We start from the raw sequence: 20,353 nt of genomic DNA on the forward strand, positions 1-20,353 counted from the left end.
GTTGTATAGGTCGAGTAGACAACCGCGACAAGGGCTTTCGATGACAGAACAGATGAAAAGCAACGGGATCACGCGTCAGGAGTGGATGGGCCTGCTGGCCCGCGCGCCCGAGGATGCGATGATGCCGCTTTGGGACAGGGTGGCGGATCGTCCATCGTTCAAATGGCTGCGCAGCCCCGAGATTGGCGGCGTGATGGTGCGCGGTCGTGCAGGCACTATCGGCGCGCCGTTCAACCTGGGTGAAATGACGGTCACGCGCTGCTCATTGGCGTTGGAGGATGGCACCGTGGGCCATGGTTATGTTCAAGGCCGCTCAAAGCCCAAGGCTGAGGCTGCCGCGCTGATCGATGCGCTGATGCAGACCGAGGCCGCGGATCGTCTGACCGAACTGGTGATCACGCCGCTCAAGACCCAGATGCAAGATAAGCGCAAGGCGCGGGCGGCAAAAGCGGCGGCCACCAAGGTTGAGTTCTTTACGCTGGTCCGGGGAGAGGACTGATGAACGCACAAACGCACTTCTCAGGTGGATTTCAGGACGCCCCGCGCGATGCCGCGCACGCGTTTCGGGCCGCGATGACGGTGATGGCGCGCCCTGGTGAGATCAGAACGCTGGTCGGGGCGGAACCTCCGGCACCGCTATCGGTTGCGGCAGGCACTCTGCTGCTAACACTTTGTGACGCGGATACGGGCGTTTATCTGGCGGGCGCGGCAGATACGCCGGATATGCGTCAATGGCTCAGGTTTCATACAGATGCGCCAATCGTCGAGGCGTCGAAAGCAGATTTCGCCGTGGGCCGCTGGTCTGACCTGATGCCTCTGAGCGACTACCGGATCGGCACGTCCGAATACCCCGATCGCTCGGCCACTTTGATTGTTGAGAGTGATACGCTCGCGCCGAAGGGTGCGGTTCTAAGCGGGCCGGGAATCAAGACCACGGCACGCCTGTCACTGCCGGATATCGGGGTGCTGCAGGGCAACGCGATGCTCTATCCGTTGGGCTGTGACTTCTTCTTCACCTGCGCAGATCAGGTCGCAGCCTTGCCGCGCAGCACGCAGATCAAGGCCGAGGGATAACCGATGTATGTAGCCGTCAAAGGTGGTGAAAAGGCCATCGAAAACGCCCATGCCTGGCTGGCCGAAGAGCGCCGGGGCGATACTGACATCGCCGATCTAAGTATCGCGCAAATCCGCGAACAGCTAAGTCTTGCCGTCAATCGGGTCATGACCGAGGGGTCCCTGTACGACCCGGACCTCGCGGCGCTGGCGATCAAGCAGGCGCGTGGGGATCTGATCGAGGCGATCTTTCTGATCCGCGCCTATCGCACCACGCTGCCTCGGTTTGGCTATTCCAACCCGGTCAAGACGGGCGACATGGCCTGCGACCGTCGCGTTTCGGCCACGTTCAAGGACGCGCCGGGGGGGCAGGTACTGGGGCCCACTTTTGACTACACCCACCGGCTGTTGGATTTCAAACTGGCCGCCGATGGTGAAATTTCCCCCGCGCCCAAAGGCGACGCCCGGCAAGAACCGACACCGCATATCACCAGCTTCCTCAAGGGTGAGGGTGTTATTCAAGACGAGCCGCTCAGCGAGGACGCACCGGGCGACCTGACGCGGGAGCCGATGGAGTTTCCATCGAACCGCCCGCTGCGTTTGCAGGCTCTGACCCGTGGGGATGAGGGGTTCGTTCTGGGCATGGCCTATTCAACCCAACGCGGCTACGCCCGTAACCACGCCTTTGTCGGCGAATTGCGGATCGGCAAAGTCGCGGTCGAGATAGATATCCCCGAGCTTGGTTTCGCTATTGATATCGGTGAGGTCGAACTGACGGAATGTGAAACCGTCAACCAGTTCCAAGGCTCCAAGACGGAACCGCCGCAGTTCACTCGCGGCTATGGTCTGGTCTTTGGTCAGTCCGAGCGCAAAGCGATCTCGGTGGCTTTGGTCGACCGGGCGTTGCGGTGGAAAGAGCTGGGCGAAGACAATCTGGGGGCCCCCGCGCAGGATGAGGAATTTGTCCTCAGCCATGCGGACAATATTCAGGCCACCGGGTTCCTCGAACACATCAAGCTGCCGCATTACGTGGATTTCCAATCCGAACTGGAACTCGTGCGCAAGCTGCGCCGGGAGGCGGAAGAACGCATAGCACCCAAGGAGGCTGCAGAATGAAAGCGGTGGTTTTTGATATCGGTGGCGTGCTTGTCGATTGGCAACCGCATCTGGCCTGGGTCGAGGCGCTGGGGTCGGAAGACGCCGCGCACGCGTTCATCAAAAGGACAGATTTCCTGGCGCGCAACGCAAGGGGCGACAATGGAGAGCGCTTCGCCGATATGGCGCAGGAGCTTTCGGACCCGCGCGATCAGGAACTGTTCGCAGCCTATGTCGACCTCTATGCCCGCACGGTCGAGACACCGATCCACGGCACATGGGACGTTCTGGAACGCCTGAAGACGCAAGGCACGCCGGTCCACGCCATCACCAACTGGTCGGCGGAAACCTGGCCCGAGGGGCTTAAGGCCCAACCGCGATTGGGCGAGGTCTTTGGCACTCTGGTCGTGTCGGGGCAGGAGGGGGTGATGAAACCCGACGCCCGGATTTTCGAGATCCTGTGCGAGCGATCCGGCCATGCGCCCGAAGACTGCGTGTTCATCGACGACGGCCTGCACAATGTCGAAGGCGCGAGGGCTGTAGGTATGGACGCTATTCATTTCACCTCGCCGCAGGCTTTGGATGCCGCTTTGACTGAAAGAGGTTTGCTATGAACGAGTACAACTTCGCCTATCTGGATGAACAGACCAAGCGGATGATCCGCCGGGCAATCCTCAAAGGGTTGGCGGTTCCGGGATATCAGGTGCCCTTTGCCAGCCGCGAGATGCCGATGCCCTATGGGTGGGGTACCGGCGGTGTTCAGGTCTCGGCGGCAACGTTGACGCCCGACGATACGTTCAAGGTGATTGATCAGGGTGCAGATGACACGACCAACGCAGTGTCGATCCGCAAGTTCTTTGAAAACACGGCCGGTGTTGCGACCACGGAAGAGACTGAGAAGGCCACCGTCATCCAGACCCGCCACCGCATCCCCGAGGCAAAGCTGACCGAGGATCAGATCCTCGTCTATCAGGTCCCGATCCCTGAGCCTTTGCGCTTTCTCGAACCACGCGAGACCGAGACGCGAAAGATGCACAGCCTTGAGGAATACGGGCTGATGCATGTGAAGCTTTATGAAGATATCAGCCAACACGGTGCGATCTCGACCTCATATGCGTATCCGGTCAAAGTGTCGGACCGCTATGTGATGGACCCGTCGCCGATTCCGAAGTTTGACAACCCGAAGCTGCAAATGGACGCGATCCAACTGTTTGGCGCGGGGCGCGAACAGCGGATCTACGCGGTGCCACCCCATACCAAGGTCGTCAGCCTCGATTTCGAGGACTACCCGTTCGAGGCCTCCAAAGCCGATCACCTCTGCGACCTTTGCGGGGCCGAAGACAGCTATCTGGACGAAGTCATCATGGATGACGCGGGCAATCGGATGTTTGTCTGCTCGGATACGGACTACTGCCGGTCGCGCCGTGAGGCGGGCCACCAAGGCCCCATGACCAGAGAGGACGCGGCATGACCCCGCTGTTGCAAGTCAAGGATATCGAAAAAAGCTACGGTGCCCGGATCGGATGTACGGATGTCAGTTTTGATCTCTATCCGGGTGAGGTGATGGGGATCGTTGGCGAAAGCGGGTCGGGCAAATCGACGTTGCTGAATTGTCTGGCAGGTCACCTAGAACCCGATGCGGGGCAGGTGATCTTTGACACCCGTGCAGACGGTCCGGTGGATACGGTCACCATGTCCGAGCCCGAGCGGCGGATGCTAAGCCGCACGGACTGGGCCTTTGTTCATCAACACGCCCGTGATGGGCTGCGCATGTCGGTCAGTGCTGGCGGCAATATCGGCGAGCGCCTGATGGCCGTCGGCGATCGTCATTACGGTGACATTCGCGACAAGGCAATCGATTGGCTGGGTCGGGTCGAGATCAGCGAGGCGCGGGTCGATGATCGCCCGACTGCGTTCTCGGGCGGGATGCAGCAGCGCTTGCAGATCGCGCGCAATCTGGTGACGGGGCCTCGGCTGGTGTTCATGGATGAACCGACCGGAGGGCTGGACGTCTCAGTTCAGGCGCGGCTTTTGGATCTGTTGCGCGGATTGGTGCGTGAGATGGGGCTGAGCGCAATCATCGTCACCCATGATCTGGCCGTTGTGCGCCTGTTGGCGGATCGGTTGATGGTGATGAAAGACGGCCATGTGGTGGAAACCGGCCTGACCGATCAGGTGCTGGACGATCCACAACATGCCTATACGCAGCTGCTTGTATCCAGCGTTCTGCAGGTTTGAGTATTTGGGAAAAGATGAATCGATGATTGAGCTTACAGACGTCAGCAAGAGCTTTACCCTGCACAATCAGGGCAGTGTGGTCATTCCGGTGATGGAGGGTGCCTCGCTGAAGGTGTCCCCCGGTGAATGCGTTGCCCTGACCGGAGCCTCGGGCGCGGGCAAATCCACCTTGATGCGGGTGATTTATGGAAACTACCTCGCGGCCTCTGGCACGGTGTTGGTCGGCGGGGTGGACGTGGCGAAAGCCCAACCGCGTGAGATTCTGGCGCTGCGGCGTGAGACGTTGGGCTATGTCAGCCAGTTCCTACGGGTTGTCCCTCGGGTCCCTACGCTTGAGGTTGTGGCCGAGCCGCTTTTGGCGCTGGGCAGTGACCGGAAAGCCGCTTTGGACAAGGCGGCGGGGTTGCTGGCGCGGTTGAACATTCCCGAACGGCTCTGGTCGCTCAGCCCGACCACGTTTTCGGGCGGTGAGCAGCAGCGTGTGAACATCGCACGCGGTTTTGCGCATGACTACCCGGCGATGCTGCTGGATGAGCCGACGGCCAGTCTGGACGCGCAGAACCGGGAAACGGTTTTGTCGCTGATCGAAGAGGCCAAGGCCCGCGGCGCCGCAATTGTTGGGATTTTTCACGACGTCGAGGCGCGCGAGCGTGTGTGCGACCGTTCAGTGAATGTCTCGGAATTCACGCCCGGACAGGCAGCATGAGCCTAGCACCCGTCATAGCGGTTGTTGGCCCTTCAGGCGTGGGCAAGGACAGCGTCATGGCCGCGTTGGAGGCTCGCGCGTCGGGGGTTCAGCGCCTGCGTCGCGTGATCACGCGGCCCGAGGGGGAAGAGGGCGAGGATTTCGACCGGGTCTCGGTCGAAGTGTTTGAGCAGATGGTGCTGGATGGTGCCTTCTCGATGCACTGGCGGGCACATGGGTTGCACTACGGCGTGCCGGTGCAGATCGCGGAACAACGCCAGCAATGTCAGGCTGTGCTGGTCAATTTCTCCCGCGCGGTTCTGCTGCAAGCGCAGGAGGTCTTTGGGGACCTTATTGTGATTTCCTTGACCGCTGACGCAAAGGTTTTGGAACAGCGTCTTGCGGCACGGGGGCGCGAGACCACCGAAGAACAGGCCAAGCGCCTTGGACGTGCCAAAGCGCCGCTGCCCGAAGGGTTGCGCCGGGTGATCGAGATCGACAACTCGGGCGCGTTGGACGATACGGTCAACGCGATCCTTGCGCGGCTTCAGCCGGAAAGGGCGTAACGATGGATCAGGTGAAAACGTCCATCCTGGGCCTCGCCCATCAGGGCCAGATCCTCGATCCGGAAGTGTGTGGGCAGTTTTGGGGCCAGATGCGTGTCCAAAGCCGCTTCGACCTCCGCCAGCACGGGTTTGGCCAGTTTACCGCTCAGCGTGATGTGGAACCGGAAGGCCTCCAGCACGTAAGGATAGCCCCACTGCACCAGATTGACGTCCTGCTCCAGGGTCAGTTTTGCCGCGCGGCGGCGGGCCAGTTCGGCCTCGGACGCAGGCGCGCGAAACCCGTCAAGCTCTTGCACACAGGCCGCGGCGAGGGCGTTCAGGGCATGGGTCTCTCCGACCGGGCGCAGGGCCAGAAACCGGCCCAGCCGCGCGATCTCAAGCCCGTCCAGCGAGACCGGCGCATGGCGCGCGACCAGCGTGGTGCAGGCCTCGTAGAGCGCCTCAACCGTCTGCCCGTCGCGCAGCCGGAACGGAGGTTTCATCGTCGCGTGCAACCCGTATTTGCGCGGCACTTCGGTGACGGATGCAACGTCGATGCTGTCCACGGTGGGATGCGCCACCGGTACCCCGGTTTCCATGTCCCAGCCCAGCCAGCTGGTAGCAAATTGCGTCCACTCTGCATCGGCAGGGGGGGCATAGTAGATCGCGTATCGCGTGAATGTCACATTGGCCTCCTATTGCGTGGCCCGTTCAATAGCTCAAACTGTGTGAAGTTCAGATGACAGAAGAAATGATCCTTGCCAATGCCACGCTCGTTCTGCCGAACGAAACTGTTACGGGGCGTGTTCGAGTCGTAGGCGACAGCATTGCGGATATCGACACAGGCGCTTCGGTCCCTGCGGGTGCGGTTGATTGTGAAGGCGACTATATCAGCCCGGGTCTGGTCGAGCTGCACACTGACAACCTTGAGCGTCACATTCAGCCGCGTCCCAAGGTCGACTGGCCCCACGCCGCTGCGATCCTCGCCCATGATGCCGAGCTGGCAAGCACCGGGATCACCACCGTGTTTGACGCAATGCGGATCGGGTCCATCCCCTCGGGCTCGGCCCGGTATCTGAAATACGCGCGCGGGCTGTCGCAGGAGCTTTGGGACCTGCGCGAACAGGATGCGCTGAAGATCAGCCACTTCCTTCATCTCCGGGCCGAGGTGTGTTCGGAAACACTGGTCGAGGAGCTGGACGAATTCGGCCCTGAGGACCGTGTTGGCCTTGTCTCGATCATGGATCACACGCCGGGTCAGAGGCAGTTTCGCGATCTCTCGAAACTTGAGGCCTATATGAAGGGCAAATACGCCATGGACGATGATACGTTCATGCAACACGTGGCCCATCTGAAAGGGTTGCGCGACCGCAATGGTGAAAAGCATGAGGTTGAGACTGTTAAGGCTGCCAACCGTTTTGGTGCGGTTCTGGCCAGCCACGATGATACGACGGAAGAGCAGGTCCAGGTTTCCGCAGGTCACGGCATTCGTCTGGCTGAGTTCCCGACAACGGTCGAAGCTGCCCAAGCCTGCCACTCGCACGAGATCAAGGTCATGATGGGGGCGCCGAACATCATCCGTGGCGGGTCGCATTCGGGCAATGTCGCGGCGCAGGAGCTGGCCGAGCTGGGCCATCTGGACATCATCTCGTCTGATTACGTGCCCTCGGCGCTGCTGCTTTCGGCTGTGCGGCTGGGACAGATGTGGGACGACATGGCGCGCGGGCTGCGGACCGTGACCCAGACCCCGGCGCAGGCCGTGGGGCTCGAGGACAGGGGCGTGTTGCGCACCGGCGCCCGCGCGGATCTGATCCGGTTCCGCATGCGGGCAGGTGTTCCCGCCCTGAATGCGGTCTGGTCGCGTGGGCGGCGCGTTGCCTGATCAGGCCATGTAGAACAGGTAGCGGTCCGGAGCGATGGTTTCAGGTCCCTCGATCTGATCGAACCCGACCAGCGGCTGGCCCGAGATCAGCAACCCGCCGGGCTGCATCACCTGCGCAATCAGAGGGCTGAGGCGTGTCGCCTCGGCCACGTCCTCCGCTTTGATCCCTCGGCCGAAATCGTAGTGCGCCATCGCCATCTTGTGGCCTGCGCTGGCAAGCTTTTGCAGCATAGGTTCGGCCTCGCCCTGCAGGAAATCCTGTTCTGGCGGAGTGCTGTCGGGGTGGCATTGCAGAACGCGATCCATCACCCAGATGCGGCGCTCGGGCAGGATTTCACGCAGGTGGTCATAGGTGCGCCCATTGCCGAGCCCCATGTCCAGCACATCACCTTTCTGATTAGCGATCTTCGCAGCGGCCCAGTTCAGCCCGTCGCGTTGCGCGGTCAGGCGGCGCAGCATGGAATCCAGTCGGCTCATTCGGGGTCTCCGTTTCCGTGTCTGGGGGCGGTCCAGAGGGTCGCCGGCCCGTCCAGCAGGTGTTTCAGCAAAGCTTCGGTAAAGGCCCAGATGTCTTGATCATGGACCAGATGATGGGTCAATACGCCAAGCGGTTCACTGTTGTCGGCGCGCTCCTCCCGGCGGTCACGCAGCAGCGCGGTGGTTTTCTGGACAAGCGCGTCAGGATCCACCAAGCTCCGGCTGCCGCGCCAGTCGATCGGGTCGATATGGGTGTTCACCTGCTCCAAACCCGGCGTGGCCTGCGCTGATGCCCGAGGGGTCGCGGTCGAGAGGATTTCATACCCGAGATCGGGCAGATGCGCGGCAATCTCGGGCGCGATACGGTTCCACGGCGGGACGAACATGGGCCGCAAACTGTCCGGAAACAGAGACCGCAGGCGCGTCATACCGGCCTCGGCGTCCTGCAAGATCGTCTCCATGGGACGGTGCAGGCGAAATTCGGATTTCTTTTCCTCTGGCGGAGCGCGGTTTTCGTGCGCCCAGCCGTGGACAACCGGTATCAGGTTCGGCCGTTGCGCCATGTAAGACGCCAGTTCGCTCGTAGCATTACGCGGGATGATCGCAAGATGAACCGGTATCCCAAGCCGTTCAGACAAAGCGGAGAGTTGGTCCAGCTGAGGGGTCGGAGCAATCGCATCGTCGTCCCGCCACCACAGCGGAAAAGACAGCCCTTGGTCGCGCCAAATGGCCAGTTCTTCGTCCAATATGTGCCAGTCTACCATCATCTGCGCGCGTCCCAGAGCCTCTGAGCGATCTCAACGCTGCGCTGTGCTCCGTCGAAGCCAAAGCCCTGTGTCGAACGGGGCACGTCAGAAATGACCCGTTTCAGGGCCGCGGAAAGGCGGGCCGCGTCAAGGTCTTTGCTGAGAAGAACCTCCATCGCAGAAAGCGCAGACAGGCTTTGCCCGCGCAGGTTTTGTTCCACTTCATTCCCGTCATCAAAGGGCACCATCACCGCCGGAGTACCCGATTGCAGCAGGTCCATCGCGGTGTTGTAGCCGCACATGCTCACCGATGCCGCTGCATGAGGGAGCATTTGCCGAAAATCCGGGCGGACGGGTTCGATGAAAACAGGTGCGCCTTCGGCCAATTGGGACAGTTCAGAAACGCGTGCCTTTGCATCACGCCCGCCCACCAACAGGCGCCAGCGCCTGTTGGGCATCTCTCGGGCGGCCTCGATGGCCGCGCGAAAGATCGGCTGCCCTACCGATCCACCGCCCGTGCTGACCAGAATCTCTCCCTCACCAACACCGTCCGGATGGGGCTGCGGCGCAACCGGCGCGACAAAGCCGGTATAGTGCAAATACCCGGACAGCCGCTCCGAGACGGGCCAGCTGACACTGAGCGGTGTGATACGTTCATCCGCGTGAACCAGAACACCGTGATAAAACGCGTCAATAATCTCATCGGCCCGTTCAGCCTTGGAGGGTTTGGACGGCGGTGCCAGAATATCGCGGATTGAGCTGAGGATGACGGGGCGGTGAGGCAGTGCCCGCGCGGCGGTCAGTGCAGCCTCGAATTCATTCGCCAATACGCGGCGGCCAAAGGGGAAAAGCTCGGTGATCAAAACGTCCGGCTGGAACGAGCGGACAGCCTCAACCAACGCCACGGTCCGCGCGTTGCGATAGGTTTCATCAGCCTCTTTGCCGTCTTCACCCAACAGCCGGGTAAAGTTGGTCCCATCCGAGCGCAGCGGCGGTAGACCAAACAGCGTCAGGCCCGTGCTGTCAAGCTGAGGCGCTGGCATGCCACCAGACACCACCATCACTTCATGGCCTGCACCCAAAAAAGCGCGCCCCAGCGTCAAGGCTCGGCTTAGGTGCCCGGTTCCCAACAGGTGGGTGACGACAAGCATCACTTTCATGTCGTGGCCTCGCGCTTGATCAGGCGGGTCGGTTCCGCTTCAGGCGTCATTGTCTCCATGTCGATGACATAGAGCCTGTTGCGCTTGATTTTGAAAGAGGCGGGGCCTTCAAAATCCCATCCCCAGGCCCGCGCCAGAATGACCCGCATGATGCCGATGTGGCACACAGCAAGCGCGTCTTGCCGGAGTTCTGCCAGCCAAGGCGCGAGACGATCTGCAACCTCAGCCGGGCTTTCGCCATTTGGCGGGCGATAGTCCCAACCCCAATCCTCGATATGCCTGTAGCCGCTGGAAGAGTCTGCAATCAGGTCTACACCGCGCAAGCCTTCCCAATCGCCCCAATTCATCTCGATCAGCGCATCGCTGGTCATCGGGACACGGCCTGAGACGATCTGCGCTGTCTCAAACGCGCGCTGCAACGGGCTGGCCCAGATCTGAGCCTGCTCCCAAGAGGCGGGCAGGGCGTAGCCAGACAGTTCAGCCCGCGCTTCGGGGTCCAGCGCGATGTCGCTACGCCCCTGAATCTGTCCGGCGCGGTTCCAGGGCGTATGACCGTGTCGCAGCAAGGCCAGTCTGGTCATGCGGAAACCTCCAGCATGGGGCGGATGGTCTGCCAGAACCGTCGTGTCGCACCCGGCATCAGGTGGCGATCAGCCACGTATTGGCGGGCTTCACGCCCAAGGCGTCCCCGCTCTTCGCCCATCTGCAACAGGGTCCGCATGCGCTGGGCCAGGCCTCGCGCCGCTTGTTCGACACTGGGGTAGTCCGAAGGCGAAAGCACGTCGCGTACTCCGGGGCGGTCTTGCGCGACCACTGGCAGGCCTGCGGCCTGAGCCTCAAGATAGATCATGCCGTAGGCTTCGTTGACGCCGGGCCAGACCAGAAACCCCGAATTCTGATAGAGGTGGCTCAGGCTCTCCTGGTCCAGTTGGCCAAGGAACGTGACCTTTTCGCCGAACGGGGCCATGAGTGCTTCAACTTCACTTCGGGCCGGTCCGTCGCCTGCGATCTGCAACCGCCAATCGCCAGTGAGAAATATAAGAGCTTCGGCCAGCAGCTGATATGAGGCCAGCTTGTCCCCGTGCCGCATCATGCCGACGGCCAGCATCGGACCCTCGGCCGCGGCCTGAGGTGGCAAATCCCTGATCGGCAGAAACGGAGGCAATTCGACCAGAGCCTGAGTGCCAAAGCGGTCGCGCTCCAACGTGATCAGGTCATTTGCGGTGTGATAGAAAATCACCTTGGCCGCATCGCAGGCCTCATGGGCAGATTGCGCGAACCCGGCCCAAGGCCCCTTCAGGCGGCTGCTGGCCCGTGTGCTTTCCATTTGAACATATGGGATCTGTCGCGCCGCACAGACCTGCGGGCCGATCAGGTCCGGGGCTTTGTAGTAGTTGTGGTAGGTCACCCAAATCGACGTGTCTTGCGGCAGCTCAGCAATCAGGCGTTGCGTTTCGGCTTCGGCCGCCGCGCGCAAGGCGCGCTGTTTGGAGGTATCTCCATGCTTGTCATAGATCCGCAGCTCGGAGACGAGATCTACTTGGTCTCCTTCGGCTGCAATGGCGGTGATCAGGTTCCGCGCCATCTCGCGGTCGCCCGAAGGGGTCGGGCTGTGTGGGGATTTCATGGGGGCGTAAAACGCCACGCGCGCCATTAGACCGTTTCCAGGCACAAAGCGTTCAGCCGATCCGAAAGCCGCGCGATACCCGGGTCCATCCGGAACTCGGCCAGCAAACGGTCATAGGCGGCCCGGGCCATTTTGGCGGTGGCTTCGGGATCGTTCGCAAGTGCCAGCATCGCGTTGGCCAGTGCCTTTGGATCGTCATCCGACAGGACGCCGTGGGTGCCTGAGGTGATGAACTCAGGAATTGCGGACACCGGCGTCGACAGGATCGGCAGGAGTTGCGAAGCAGCCTCCATCAAAACATTCGGCAACCCGTCGCGATCGCCATCCTCTGCAATGCGGCTGGGCAGGACGAAGAGGTCGGCCGCGCGCATGGCTTCGATCACTTCGGGCTGATCGCAGGCGCCTTTCCAGCTGATCCGGTCGGCGATTCCGGCTGCCGTGGCGCGGTCGCGTAGTACGTCCCCCAAAGCGCCGCCGCCGATATGGGTCCAGTGCCAGTCCAGCGCCTCGGGTAGCAAGGCCAAGGCATCAATCAGCCGATCGAAGCCCTTTTTCTCGACCAGTCGCCCGACTGAGATCATGTGAAACGGCCCGTCCGCTGCGCGCAGCTTCCGGTCCGGCGGGTTTGGGAACCGGGAAAGGTCCAACCCATGGTAAATGAGATCAACGCGTGCGGGGTCATCCGCCAGCTCCCGCAAATGGGCGGCCCCTATAGCGGTGCAGGTGGCCCCAAAGGCGGCCCCATGGGTCGCCGCTTGCAGCTTTTCGCGTTTTTCCCATTCGGGCGAGGTCCAGATATCCTTGGCGTGGGCCGAAAAGCTCCACGGTACGTTGCGCATGATCGCGGCATAGCGCGCCACCGATGAGGGCGTGTGCATGAAATGGGCATAGAGCGCCCGCGTCGCGTCTGGCAGCTCGGCCGCCAAAACGCAGGCCTGTCCAAAGCGGCGAATGCGGTTGTGGGTCGGGTCGCGGCGCAGGTCTTGCCGCCACACGCGGTAGGCCTCGGCATAGCCCGGCAGGCGTTGGGCGATGGCCCGTGCGGCCAAGACGCGTTGCGGCTCCTGATAGAGGTATTCAGGCAGATAGCGCACCTGCCCCTTGAACCGGTCATGCAGGGGGTGGCGCTTGGTGTCGGTTGGGTGGCGCAAGGACCAGATGTCAAACTGATGGCCAGCCTCCTGCAAGGCGACCAGTTCTTGTGCAATAAACGTCTCGGACAGGCGCGGCCATCCTTTGACCAGCACCGCGAGTTTCGGGTTTTGGGATGTCATCCGGTCGCTCGTTCCTGTTCCCGGTGCAGCAGCGCATCGATGCGGCCTGTTACATAGTCCAACCCGTCCAGCAAGCCGTCGCTGATCGCCTGCGAGGGCAGGGGCTGTCGCGGCAATTCGCGGATGGCGCGGATCATCGCGTCGGTCGTCAAGCCGTCGCGCTGTTCGTCCAGCATCCGGACAAGGCCAAGGTTTTCAGCGCGCGAGGCGCGTATCCATTGTTCCAATCGAGGCGTGGTGCGGGGTACGATGACGGCGCGTTTGTCGAAGGACAGGACTTCGCAGAAGGTGTTGTAGCCCCCCATGCAGACGACGCCCGCCGCCCCGGCAAAAAGCGTTTCGATCTGGGATTCAAATCCAACGGCTGTCACGCGCCCGTTCAGCGCGGCCACGCGGGTTTCAAATTCATCGCGTGACTCGCCGGACAGGAAGGGTCCATAAACCAGCACCGCGCGGGGCGACAGGGTCGGGTCCTGTTCGTAGGCCGAGAGGACCAGGTTGACCATCGCCTTTCCATCGCCGCCGCCACCGGGCGTGATCAGGATATAGGGCTGTTCCGGGGGCTCTCCGACCGGGCCGAGATCGCGGCGCAGATAGCCGGTCCAGTGTAGGCGTGATCGGGCCGCTGCGCTGAGGGGCAGACCCTCGGTCGGGTCGTAGATCGAATGCAACCCGTAGACCCAGATTTCGTGATAGAACCGCTCGGTCGCGGCGATCGCGTCCTTGCGATCCCATTCGGCGGCCAGAACCTCGGGCTCGTCCAGAACATCGCGCAGGCCCAGAACCAGCTTGGTGTCGCAGGACTGTTCGAGGAATTCAAGCGTTGGCAGTAGTTCACCGCGAAAGCCCGTGGGTTCCTTGTCGACGATCAGGACGTCGGGGTCGAATTGCTGAACGGCTGTCTTGATCAGACCCGAGCGCAGCTCGGTCACCTCATCAATGCCCATGCCAATCGTGCGGGCCGCGTAAGATCCGTCCGAGCGTTTGGTTACCCCCGGCAAGCGCACATGGTCGACGCGGCGGGGAAAGGTGAAACGCCCGGCCACAGGCGATCCGGTCAGGATCAGGGCGGACGCGCTTGGGTCGGCTTCGGTCATCGCTGCCGCCAGCGCACGCGAACGGCGCAAGTGGCCTAACCCAAAGGTATCGTGGCTGTAAAATAGCAGGCGCGGCGCGCGGTCCGGATTGTCTTGTTTTTTGCCTAGGCTCATAGGGTCGCCCGTCTTATTGGTCTGGGTACTACATCCGCGCGTATGCAAGCGATACCGTATATCCTTATGCTGCGCTTGCCAAAGGGGAAATCGCCCGCTGTCGCTAACACGCGATATGTCCGGTGTATGTAACATGCGATCTGTCCGGTTCTATTCTGTCTCTGAGAGGAGGCGTTATGAACCGAGCAGAAGTGTTACAGGAAGTTCGACTGATGAAGTTTGAAGATGTGTATTCGCGGCGAAGCGCGAACAAGCTGACGCAAGAACAGGCGGCTGAGATACTGGGTGTATCCGTGCGCACCGTCAGGCGTTGGGAGGATCGATTTGAGGCGGATGGTGCAGAAGGTCTGTACGACCGTCGGCTTGGCAAACTGGCCAACAATCGTGTTGCCACGGATAAGGTCATGGAGATGCTTGAACTGTTTGATACCAAGTACTGGGATTACACGCCGAAGCATTTCCACGAGAAGCTGGTGGCCCACCATGGTTTCACACAGAGCTACAACTGGGTGCGGCTTACACTGCAGCGCCACGGCCGGGTTCAGGCAGCACCCCGACGAGGTGCCCATCGGCGCAAGCGGCCCCGCCGTCCGATGGTTGGCATGATGTTGCATCAGGACGGCTCCAGCCATGAATGGGTTCCGGGTCAGTGGTGGGATCTGATCGTCACCATGGACGATGCCACCAACCGGGTTTATTCGGCATTCTTTGTCGAGGAAGAAGGGACGATGAGCAGTTTTCAGGGGCTGACAGAGGTGATCGAGGCGCAAGGTCTGTTTTGCTCGCTCTATGCCGATCGGGGCTCTCATTACTGGCATACGCCCGAAGCGGGCGGCAAAGTGGACAAGGACAATCTGACCCAGGTCGGGCGCGCCTTGCAGCAACTCGGCATTGAGCTGATCCCGGCCTATTCACCGCAGGCCCGTGGACGGTCTGAACGCATGTTTGGCACGTTCCAGAACCGATTGCCGCAGGAACTGCGGTCCCATGGGATCACAACCATTGAAGAGGCCAATCAGTTCCTGAAAGAGGTCTATCTTCCCGAACACAATGCCCTGTTTGCAAAGGAGCCGGAGGATACGACCTCGGCCTTCGTGCCGTTTACAGGCAATGTGCGCGACACCCTGTGTGTGCAGGAAGACCGCGTCGTCGGCAACGACAATACGGTGCGCTACAAGGGCCTGGTCATGCAGATCGCGGCAGACAGGCACCGTCATCATTTCGTCAAGGCGAAGGTCAGGGTCCACGAATACCCCGATGGTCAACTGGTCATCTTCCACGGCCCGAGATGCATTGGCCGCTACCAGCCTGACGGATCACCCATCACACAGGAGGATAGCAAACACAAAGTCGCGTGACCCGCTTCGACGTGGCGCGAACGCGGTGGCCCAAATCTACGGTCGCCTACGGCTCCCTCCGAATTGGGCCACCGCGCAATCAACTGAAGCGGACAATTGGCATGTTACCTACACCGGACAATTCAGAATGTTCTCGACAAGGGGAAATCGCCCGCCTGCAAATGTGCCAAACATGGCGATTTGGCAACAGGATATTGAGGATATGGGTTCAATTTGCACCAGTCTTTGCCGTTTCGTTCAAAGGGCGAAATCAGCCGGGCGTGAGGATTTGAACACGTCCAACAGGTTCTGTACGGTGTGCGCCAGTGAAGAAATTGGATGCAAGACCCTATGAAACCGAACTTTCTGGCCGCGACGCTATTGGCATTTTGGGCTCTGTTGTTGGCGTTTCCAGCCAGTGTGGCAGCGCAGACCGCGCTGATACCGGGCTATGGCTCGGGTTCCGCAACGGAAGAGACTGCAACCAACGAAAGTGATCTCGCCGACGCGATCCGCACCGCCACCGAGGCTGGTGCCAGTGTTATCGTCATCGATAGTTCGGGCAATCTGGTCTCCACCGCGGGTGAGCAGCCCGAAGCGGAATCGGCTGAGGTTGACCCCATGGCCGAGGCCTCGCAACTGATGCGGACACAGGCGCGATTCACCAAGTTCCGTGAATCGGTCCAATCACGCCTTGAGGCACTGCCCTATTCGGTGTTCGAAGTGGAGTATATCCTGCGTCAGACCAGCCCAGATGGCCGTATCCAGACCTATGTCGAGGTTCTGGGCTGGAACATCCTCTTCCTGCTGTTGGGGCGGTGGCTCTCAACCGAGATCTATGGCAAACGGATCGCCAAGCGCTGGGTCGTGGCGCGGATCAAGGAGAACCCGCAGGGCTATCGCGAGAAGATGCCATTTCTCGTGTACCGCTTCGTGATGGGGATCGGCGGCACGATCTTTGCCATGTTGATGGCATTGATCGTGGGCTATCTGTTCTTTGGCGAGGCCGAAGATATCTCGATCCAGTTTACCGTGACCGCGATCTTCACGGCCTTTTTCCTGTCCCGCACGATCTCGGACCTGTGGCGAATGGTGCTGTCACCTTACCTAAGCCAGTATCGCTTGCCGCCCTTTTCCGACCGCCACGCCAAGCGGCTGTATATCTGGGCATCGGCGGTGGCGACCTATGATGTATCGGTCGTTCTGTTTTCGACCTGGGTGGCGGATTTTGGTCTGAACTACAACGTCTACGCCTTGGTCTACGGGTGCTTGACCCTGTTCGGGGCCTTCTTGAATATTCTGATGATCCTGTTCAATGCCGGGGCCATTTCAAATGCGATCCGGGGCGGGCGGGCACCGTCTCAAGTCTCGTGGATTCTGCGCTTCATCTCATTTGCTTGGGCTCCGGTGCTGATCCTGTACATCGTGTTCAGCTGGTCGAAGCTGGCAGTGGATCTGGTGCTTGAGAATGAAAACTCGGTCCCGATTGTTGCCAGCAGCTATGCGATCTTCATGTCGGTTGTCGTGGCCTATGGCGCGATGAACTACCTGCTGGAGCGCTATTTCGATCGCAACCGCAAGATCGAACAGATCAACGCCGAGACAGAGATCGAGGCAGAGGCACCCTCGCCCGAGGCTGTACAACGCAAGCACGCCATTCTGACCTATGAGGACCTGGCCCGCCGAGTGGCTGGCATTCTGGCCTTTGTCGTAGGCAGCTATGCGCTGGTGGTAATCTGGAACCCCGACGCCAGCTGGAGCGAGGATCTGCCGATCGGGCGCGCGTTGGACGTGATGGTGATCCTGTTCATCGGTTACATCCTGTTCAATTTTTTCCGCATCTGGATTGACAGCAAAATCGCCGAAGAGTCTGATGATGGCTCCGAGGCCGAGTTGGGCGATGAAGGTGGCGAAGGCGGTCAGAGCCGCTTGGCCACCTTGCTGCCTTTGTTCCGCGGGGCGATCCTGGCGGTCGTTGTCGTGACGATTGTGCTGATCGTACTGATGGAGCTGGGCATCAACGTCAGCCCTCTGTTCGCAGGTGCCGGTGTGGTTGGTCTGGCTGTCGGGTTCGGGTCGCAGACCTTGGTGCGCGACATCTTCTCGGGCGCCTTCTTCCTGTTGGATGATGCGTTCCGCAAAGGGGAATACATCGACATTGGGGATGTGAAGGGAACGGTCGAGAAAATCTCGGTCCGCTCGTTCCAACTGCGCCACCATCTGGGGGCGCTGAACACTATCCCCTTTGGGGAGATCAAGGTTCTGACCAACTATTCGCGCGACTGGGTGATCATGAAGCTACCTCTGCGCGTGACCTATGACACGGATGTCGAGAAGGTGCGGAAACTGATCAAGAAACTGGGTCAGGAGTTGCTGAGCGATCCAGTGGTCGGAGACAACTTCATCCAGCCCCTGAAGTCTCAGGGCGTGATCGAGATGCAGGATTCGGCAATGATCATCCGGGTCAAGTTCATGACCAAGCCGGGCGATCAGTGGCTGGTGCGCAAGAAGGTGTATCAGGATATCCGAGAGCTATTTGCTCGCGAAGGCATCAAGTTCGCCCATCGTGAAGTGACCGTTCGCCTAGCTGATGGTAAAGAAGCCGAAGACCTGACACCTAAACAGCGCGAGGCAGTCACTGGAGCGGTGCAGGCCGCGATTGACGAGGACTATCTGGACGATATCGGGCCGGGCGGCGACGACCGCTAAGGCGGTTCTCCCGCCTCTTTGGGCTGCGTCTCTGACGAGACGCCTTCCAAAGCGTTGGGCCGGGCCGCGCGTGCCGCGCGGCGGTTGGCGCATCAGGGCCAGGTTGGGTTGGAGGTGCCTAGTTGTGGGGCGGGCAAGTCCCACCTCCTGACTTCCGACATTTTTTCGTATAAGTCATTGATATTATTATGCCTTGGTTGCCAAAAGGCACTACACGGACTTTTTTCGCCAGCGATTGTTTCGGAGTGTTGAGGGAGCTCAGGCTTTGGTCTGGCCAGTTTTTCGGGTGCGCCCGGGGGGTATCTTGAAAGGGGCTTCGTTCCAGGTCAGGCCGACGCAGGTGAGGATGCGTCTGGCATCGACCGTGGCATGGCTTGGCATGCCGTAGCGGTCAGGGGTGCCTTTGTGGCGCAGGATCGAGAGCTGCAATGCGTTCAACTCGTTGCGGATACGAGCCGGGCTCATCGGGTGTCCGAGCAGGTCCAGATGCTTGCGCAGGTGCTGCAGGCAGCAGAAGGCCATGTAGCAGATGGCGATATGGGCCCGGACCCGACGCGGCGACCAGTGATAGATGGGCCGGATTTTCAGATCGTGCTTGTTGGTGCGGAAGCAGGCTTCGATCTCCCACAACTGGTGATAGCGGGCAATGACGTCCTGTGCCTCCAGTTCGTCCGCACCATGAACAACAATGGCATGCAGCCCGTCCCATTGTGCCGCTGCCTTGATCTTTGCATCATCCAGCGTGACGTCCCCGCTGTCGGGGAAGGCCAGGAAGCGGCCATATCCCCGGCTGCTGAAGCTGCCGGGTTTGCGAGAGCGCTTGAGCTTCTTGTGCAGCTTTTCGATTGCCTTGTCGCGCTTGTGGGCATCATTGCGTGCCCGGGTGGGTGACCAGGTCACAATGACCCGCGCTCCCTCCTGGTCGATCACCTTGTACCAGCCCTTCTCGGTTGCCTCTTCAGAACCGTGTCCAGCCCAAGGCTGGCGTCCCTCCGGGCTCAAAATGTTCGCCTTCACGGCGGCCGGGGCGGACTTCATGCGATAGCCGAGGATGTAGGGCAGACCCTTGTTCTGCAACATCTGCTGGTTGTCCTTGCTGAGCATGGCGGCATCGGCCACGAACGTGACCCTGGCCACGTCGAAGCGTCCCTCCAACGCCTTCAGCGCAGCTTCCAGCGTATGACCTTCCCAGGTGTTTCCCGGGAAGAGTTCATAGCCCACAGGCAGCCCATCGGAGGTGACGATCAGCGCCAGCATGACCTGAGCGCGGTGATGCTTGCCATCCTTGCTGAAGCCCTTGGCCAGAAGATGATCCTGCTCGACCCCGTCCGCATCCTCGGCCGGGTCCTCGCGCTCGGTGTCAAAGGCCAGGGTCGTGCAATCGTAGAACAGCACGGTCACTGGCCCGCCCAGCAACTTCTCTGCCGCCGCGTGAGAGGTTTTGCAAATCCCGTCTATCACCGGCGTATTGATGTAATCCATGCTCCGATAGACCACGTCCAGATTGAGCGTGATGCCTGCCTGGTTCTCCAACGCCTCCACGGTCGCGCGCTTGCTCTCGGGCTGTGCGATCCGCGCCATAACCAGCTCTTTCACAATGCGATTGGCACTTTTACGCGCCGCCCCCAGAAGGGCCCCCCAACCCAGTTGGTCATACATCGTCCCCATGACATCCCGCAGACCCAGAGAGACCCGCGCCTCCTCACGGCACTCGGCAAGATCAACGCCAAGCTTGTCCGGCCGCGGAGCGCGGCGCACCAGCGCCTGCAGATCGGCATATTCCGTGGGCGTGAACAGTTCCATTTGCGGCGAGCGATCAATGCGTAATTGCTCCATCAAGCGGCCCGCCAGACGCTTGATATCCTCAATCTCGCTGTCGTTATGGGCCACACCCACATGGCGCAGGATCTTCTGGCGTACCTTGGAGCCGGTGCGGACGGATTCAACGATCTGGATCCGTGTGCGGTTGAGCTTTGCGTCATGTTTGGTGCGGATGAACATGGGCGAAGAGGTTAGCCATCTGAAGGCCCATGTCAATACTTTTTATAATAATGGGGCACTACAACGCGCCTCTGAGCAACCACACCTGAAAACAAACCAAAAACCCAGTCAGATCAACAAAAAGGTCGGAAGTCAGGAAACAGCGCGAGGCAGTCACTGGAGCGGTGCAGGCCGCGATTGACGAGGACTATCTGGACGATATCGGGCCGGGCGGCGACGACCGCTAAGGCGGTTCTCCCGCCTCTTTGGGCTGCGTCTCTGACGAGACGCCTTCCAAAGCGTTGGGCCGGGCCGCGCGTGCCGCGCGGCGGTT

General features: G+C 60.8%; 21 protein-coding genes. 12 read left to right on the top strand and 9 right to left on the bottom strand.

The features are described 5' to 3' along the window. Positions 1-40: 40 nt before the first annotated feature. The 8 genes from phnG to phnN are packed head-to-tail and all read left to right on the top strand — an operon-like array spanning position 41 to position 5,637. Entirely contained in the window at positions 41-499 is a 459-nt protein-coding gene (phnG, locus tag ACOERD_RS10235) for a phosphonate C-P lyase system protein PhnG (protein ID WP_419738956.1), read from the top strand. After that, positions 499-1,074, top strand: coding sequence for a phosphonate C-P lyase system protein PhnH (phnH, locus tag ACOERD_RS10240; RefSeq protein ID WP_419738957.1), 576 nt, complete (start codon positions 499-501; stop codon positions 1,072-1,074). Before phnG ends, phnH begins: the two co-directional genes overlap by 1 nt. 3 nt (positions 1,075-1,077) lie before the next feature. Continuing rightward, positions 1,078-2,169: a carbon-phosphorus lyase complex subunit PhnI gene (locus ACOERD_RS10245; RefSeq protein WP_419738958.1), complete on the top strand. Its 1,092-nt coding sequence runs from the start codon at positions 1,078-1,080 to the stop codon at positions 2,167-2,169. After that, positions 2,166-2,762, top strand: a complete 597-nt coding sequence (locus tag ACOERD_RS10250; RefSeq protein WP_419738959.1) for an HAD family hydrolase — start codon at positions 2,166-2,168, stop codon at positions 2,760-2,762. The genes ACOERD_RS10245 and ACOERD_RS10250 overlap by 4 nt, the downstream gene beginning before the upstream one ends. Next, entirely contained in the window at positions 2,759-3,619 is an 861-nt protein-coding gene (locus ACOERD_RS10255; RefSeq protein WP_419738960.1) for an alpha-D-ribose 1-methylphosphonate 5-phosphate C-P-lyase PhnJ, read from the top strand. Before ACOERD_RS10250 ends, ACOERD_RS10255 begins: the two co-directional genes overlap by 4 nt. Beyond that, on the top strand, positions 3,616-4,386 hold the full coding sequence (phnK, locus tag ACOERD_RS10260; RefSeq protein WP_170377532.1) for a phosphonate C-P lyase system protein PhnK: 771 nt from the start codon (positions 3,616-3,618) through the stop codon (positions 4,384-4,386). Before ACOERD_RS10255 ends, phnK begins: the two co-directional genes overlap by 4 nt. A 22-nt stretch (positions 4,387-4,408) precedes the next feature. After that, positions 4,409-5,092, top strand: a complete 684-nt coding sequence (gene phnL, locus ACOERD_RS10265) for a phosphonate C-P lyase system protein PhnL (RefSeq protein WP_419738961.1) — start codon at positions 4,409-4,411, stop codon at positions 5,090-5,092. Then, entirely contained in the window at positions 5,089-5,637 is a 549-nt protein-coding gene (gene phnN, locus ACOERD_RS10270; protein WP_419738962.1) for a phosphonate metabolism protein/1,5-bisphosphokinase (PRPP-forming) PhnN, read from the top strand. Before phnL ends, phnN begins: the two co-directional genes overlap by 4 nt. Here the strand turns inward: phnN and ACOERD_RS10275 are convergent. After that, a complete protein-coding gene (locus tag ACOERD_RS10275; protein WP_419738963.1) occupies positions 5,619-6,302 on the bottom strand; it encodes a DUF1045 domain-containing protein in 684 nt (227 codons plus the stop codon). The genes phnN and ACOERD_RS10275 overlap by 19 nt on opposite strands. A gap of 53 nt (positions 6,303-6,355) precedes the next feature. On the opposite strand from ACOERD_RS10275, the gene ACOERD_RS10280 reads away from it, so the two are divergent. Continuing rightward, positions 6,356-7,498 (top strand): alpha-D-ribose 1-methylphosphonate 5-triphosphate diphosphatase, encoded by a 1,143-nt coding sequence (locus tag ACOERD_RS10280; protein ID WP_419738964.1) that lies wholly within the window; start codon positions 6,356-6,358, stop codon positions 7,496-7,498. On the opposite strand, the gene ACOERD_RS10285 is transcribed toward ACOERD_RS10280, so the two are convergent. Genes ACOERD_RS10285 through ACOERD_RS10315 form a run of 7 tightly spaced genes read right to left on the bottom strand, consistent with a single transcriptional unit; the run spans position 7,499 to position 13,993 of the window. Further along, positions 7,499-7,975: a class I SAM-dependent methyltransferase gene (locus ACOERD_RS10285; protein ID WP_419738965.1), complete on the bottom strand. Its 477-nt coding sequence runs from the start codon at positions 7,973-7,975 to the stop codon at positions 7,499-7,501. Next, positions 7,972-8,742 carry a polysaccharide deacetylase family protein gene (locus ACOERD_RS10290; protein WP_419738966.1) on the bottom strand — a complete coding sequence of 257 codons (771 nt, stop codon included), beginning with the start codon at positions 8,740-8,742 and terminating at the stop codon, positions 7,972-7,974. Before ACOERD_RS10290 ends, ACOERD_RS10285 begins: the two co-directional genes overlap by 4 nt. Further along, positions 8,739-9,881: a glycosyltransferase family protein gene (locus tag ACOERD_RS10295; RefSeq protein ID WP_419738967.1), complete on the bottom strand. Its 1,143-nt coding sequence runs from the start codon at positions 9,879-9,881 to the stop codon at positions 8,739-8,741. Before ACOERD_RS10295 ends, ACOERD_RS10290 begins: the two co-directional genes overlap by 4 nt. Next, positions 9,878-10,462, bottom strand: a complete 585-nt coding sequence (locus ACOERD_RS10300) for a histidine phosphatase family protein (RefSeq protein WP_419738968.1) — start codon at positions 10,460-10,462, stop codon at positions 9,878-9,880. Before ACOERD_RS10300 ends, ACOERD_RS10295 begins: the two co-directional genes overlap by 4 nt. Further along, a complete protein-coding gene (locus tag ACOERD_RS10305) occupies positions 10,459-11,535 on the bottom strand; it encodes a glycosyltransferase family 4 protein (protein WP_419738969.1) in 1,077 nt (358 codons plus the stop codon). The genes ACOERD_RS10300 and ACOERD_RS10305 overlap by 4 nt, the downstream gene beginning before the upstream one ends. Beyond that, positions 11,535-12,782, bottom strand: coding sequence for a glycosyltransferase (locus ACOERD_RS10310; RefSeq protein ID WP_419738970.1), 1,248 nt, complete (start codon positions 12,780-12,782; stop codon positions 11,535-11,537). The genes ACOERD_RS10305 and ACOERD_RS10310 overlap by 1 nt, the downstream gene beginning before the upstream one ends. Beyond that, a complete protein-coding gene (locus ACOERD_RS10315; RefSeq protein ID WP_419738971.1) occupies positions 12,779-13,993 on the bottom strand; it encodes a glycosyltransferase family protein in 1,215 nt (404 codons plus the stop codon). The genes ACOERD_RS10310 and ACOERD_RS10315 overlap by 4 nt, the downstream gene beginning before the upstream one ends. 176 nt (positions 13,994-14,169) lie before the next feature. On the opposite strand from ACOERD_RS10315, the gene ACOERD_RS10320 reads away from it, so the two are divergent. Together ACOERD_RS10320 and ACOERD_RS10325 are read left to right on the top strand one after the other, a co-directional pair. Further along, complete coding sequence (locus tag ACOERD_RS10320) at positions 14,170-15,351, top strand: ISNCY family transposase (RefSeq protein ID WP_419737631.1); 1,182 nt, start codon at positions 14,170-14,172, stop codon at positions 15,349-15,351. Positions 15,352-15,681: 330 nt separating this feature from the next. Continuing rightward, on the top strand, positions 15,682-18,039 hold the full coding sequence (locus ACOERD_RS10325) for a mechanosensitive ion channel domain-containing protein (RefSeq protein ID WP_419739074.1): 2,358 nt from the start codon (positions 15,682-15,684) through the stop codon (positions 18,037-18,039). Between the two features lie 258 nt (positions 18,040-18,297). Here the strand turns inward: ACOERD_RS10325 and ACOERD_RS10330 are convergent, their stop codons facing one another. Continuing rightward, complete coding sequence (locus tag ACOERD_RS10330; RefSeq protein ID WP_419737624.1) at positions 18,298-20,040, bottom strand: IS1634 family transposase; 1,743 nt, start codon at positions 20,038-20,040, stop codon at positions 18,298-18,300. Here ACOERD_RS10330 and ACOERD_RS10335 point away from each other — a divergent pair. Continuing rightward, entirely contained in the window at positions 20,033-20,221 is a 189-nt protein-coding gene (locus ACOERD_RS10335; protein WP_419738972.1) for a hypothetical protein, read from the top strand. The two genes, ACOERD_RS10330 and ACOERD_RS10335, sit on opposite strands and share 8 nt — an antisense overlap. Positions 20,222-20,353: the final 132 nt, after the last annotated feature.

The sequence above is a fragment of the Ruegeria sp. genome (genome assembly GCF_965199275.1).
Taxonomy (GTDB): Bacteria; Pseudomonadota; Alphaproteobacteria; order Rhodobacterales; family Rhodobacteraceae; genus Ruegeria.

Bases quoted from the DNA above. Each gene is read 5' to 3' on its own strand.
- phnG (WP_419738956.1), top strand. From the start codon at position 41: ATGACAGAACAGATGAAAAGCAACGGGATCACGCGTCAGGAGTGGATG.
- phnH (WP_419738957.1), top strand. From the start codon at position 499: ATGAACGCACAAACGCACTTCTCAGGTGGATTTCAGGACGCCCCGCGC.
- ACOERD_RS10245 (WP_419738958.1), top strand. From the start codon at position 1,078: ATGTATGTAGCCGTCAAAGGTGGTGAAAAGGCCATCGAAAACGCCCAT.
- ACOERD_RS10250 (WP_419738959.1), top strand. From the start codon at position 2,166: ATGAAAGCGGTGGTTTTTGATATCGGTGGCGTGCTTGTCGATTGGCAA.
- ACOERD_RS10255 (WP_419738960.1), top strand. From the start codon at position 2,759: ATGAACGAGTACAACTTCGCCTATCTGGATGAACAGACCAAGCGGATG.
- phnK (WP_170377532.1), top strand. From the start codon at position 3,616: ATGACCCCGCTGTTGCAAGTCAAGGATATCGAAAAAAGCTACGGTGCC.
- phnL (WP_419738961.1), top strand. From the start codon at position 4,409: ATGATTGAGCTTACAGACGTCAGCAAGAGCTTTACCCTGCACAATCAG.
- phnN (WP_419738962.1), top strand. From the start codon at position 5,089: ATGAGCCTAGCACCCGTCATAGCGGTTGTTGGCCCTTCAGGCGTGGGC.
- ACOERD_RS10280 (WP_419738964.1), top strand. From the start codon at position 6,356: ATGACAGAAGAAATGATCCTTGCCAATGCCACGCTCGTTCTGCCGAAC.
- ACOERD_RS10285 (WP_419738965.1), bottom strand. From the start codon at position 7,975: ATGAGCCGACTGGATTCCATGCTGCGCCGCCTGACCGCGCAACGCGAC.
- ACOERD_RS10290 (WP_419738966.1), bottom strand. From the start codon at position 8,742: ATGATGGTAGACTGGCACATATTGGACGAAGAACTGGCCATTTGGCGC.
- ACOERD_RS10295 (WP_419738967.1), bottom strand. From the start codon at position 9,881: ATGAAAGTGATGCTTGTCGTCACCCACCTGTTGGGAACCGGGCACCTA.
- ACOERD_RS10300 (WP_419738968.1), bottom strand. From the start codon at position 10,462: ATGACCAGACTGGCCTTGCTGCGACACGGTCATACGCCCTGGAACCGC.
- ACOERD_RS10305 (WP_419738969.1), bottom strand. From the start codon at position 11,535: ATGGCGCGCGTGGCGTTTTACGCCCCCATGAAATCCCCACACAGCCCG.
- ACOERD_RS10310 (WP_419738970.1), bottom strand. From the start codon at position 12,782: ATGACATCCCAAAACCCGAAACTCGCGGTGCTGGTCAAAGGATGGCCG.
- ACOERD_RS10315 (WP_419738971.1), bottom strand. From the start codon at position 13,993: ATGAGCCTAGGCAAAAAACAAGACAATCCGGACCGCGCGCCGCGCCTG.
- ACOERD_RS10320 (WP_419737631.1), top strand. From the start codon at position 14,170: ATGAACCGAGCAGAAGTGTTACAGGAAGTTCGACTGATGAAGTTTGAA.
- ACOERD_RS10325 (WP_419739074.1), top strand. From the start codon at position 15,682: ATGAAACCGAACTTTCTGGCCGCGACGCTATTGGCATTTTGGGCTCTG.
- ACOERD_RS10335 (WP_419738972.1), top strand. From the start codon at position 20,033: ATGAACATGGGCGAAGAGGTTAGCCATCTGAAGGCCCATGTCAATACT.
- ACOERD_RS10330 (WP_419737624.1), bottom strand. From the start codon at position 20,040: ATGTTCATCCGCACCAAACATGACGCAAAGCTCAACCGCACACGGATC.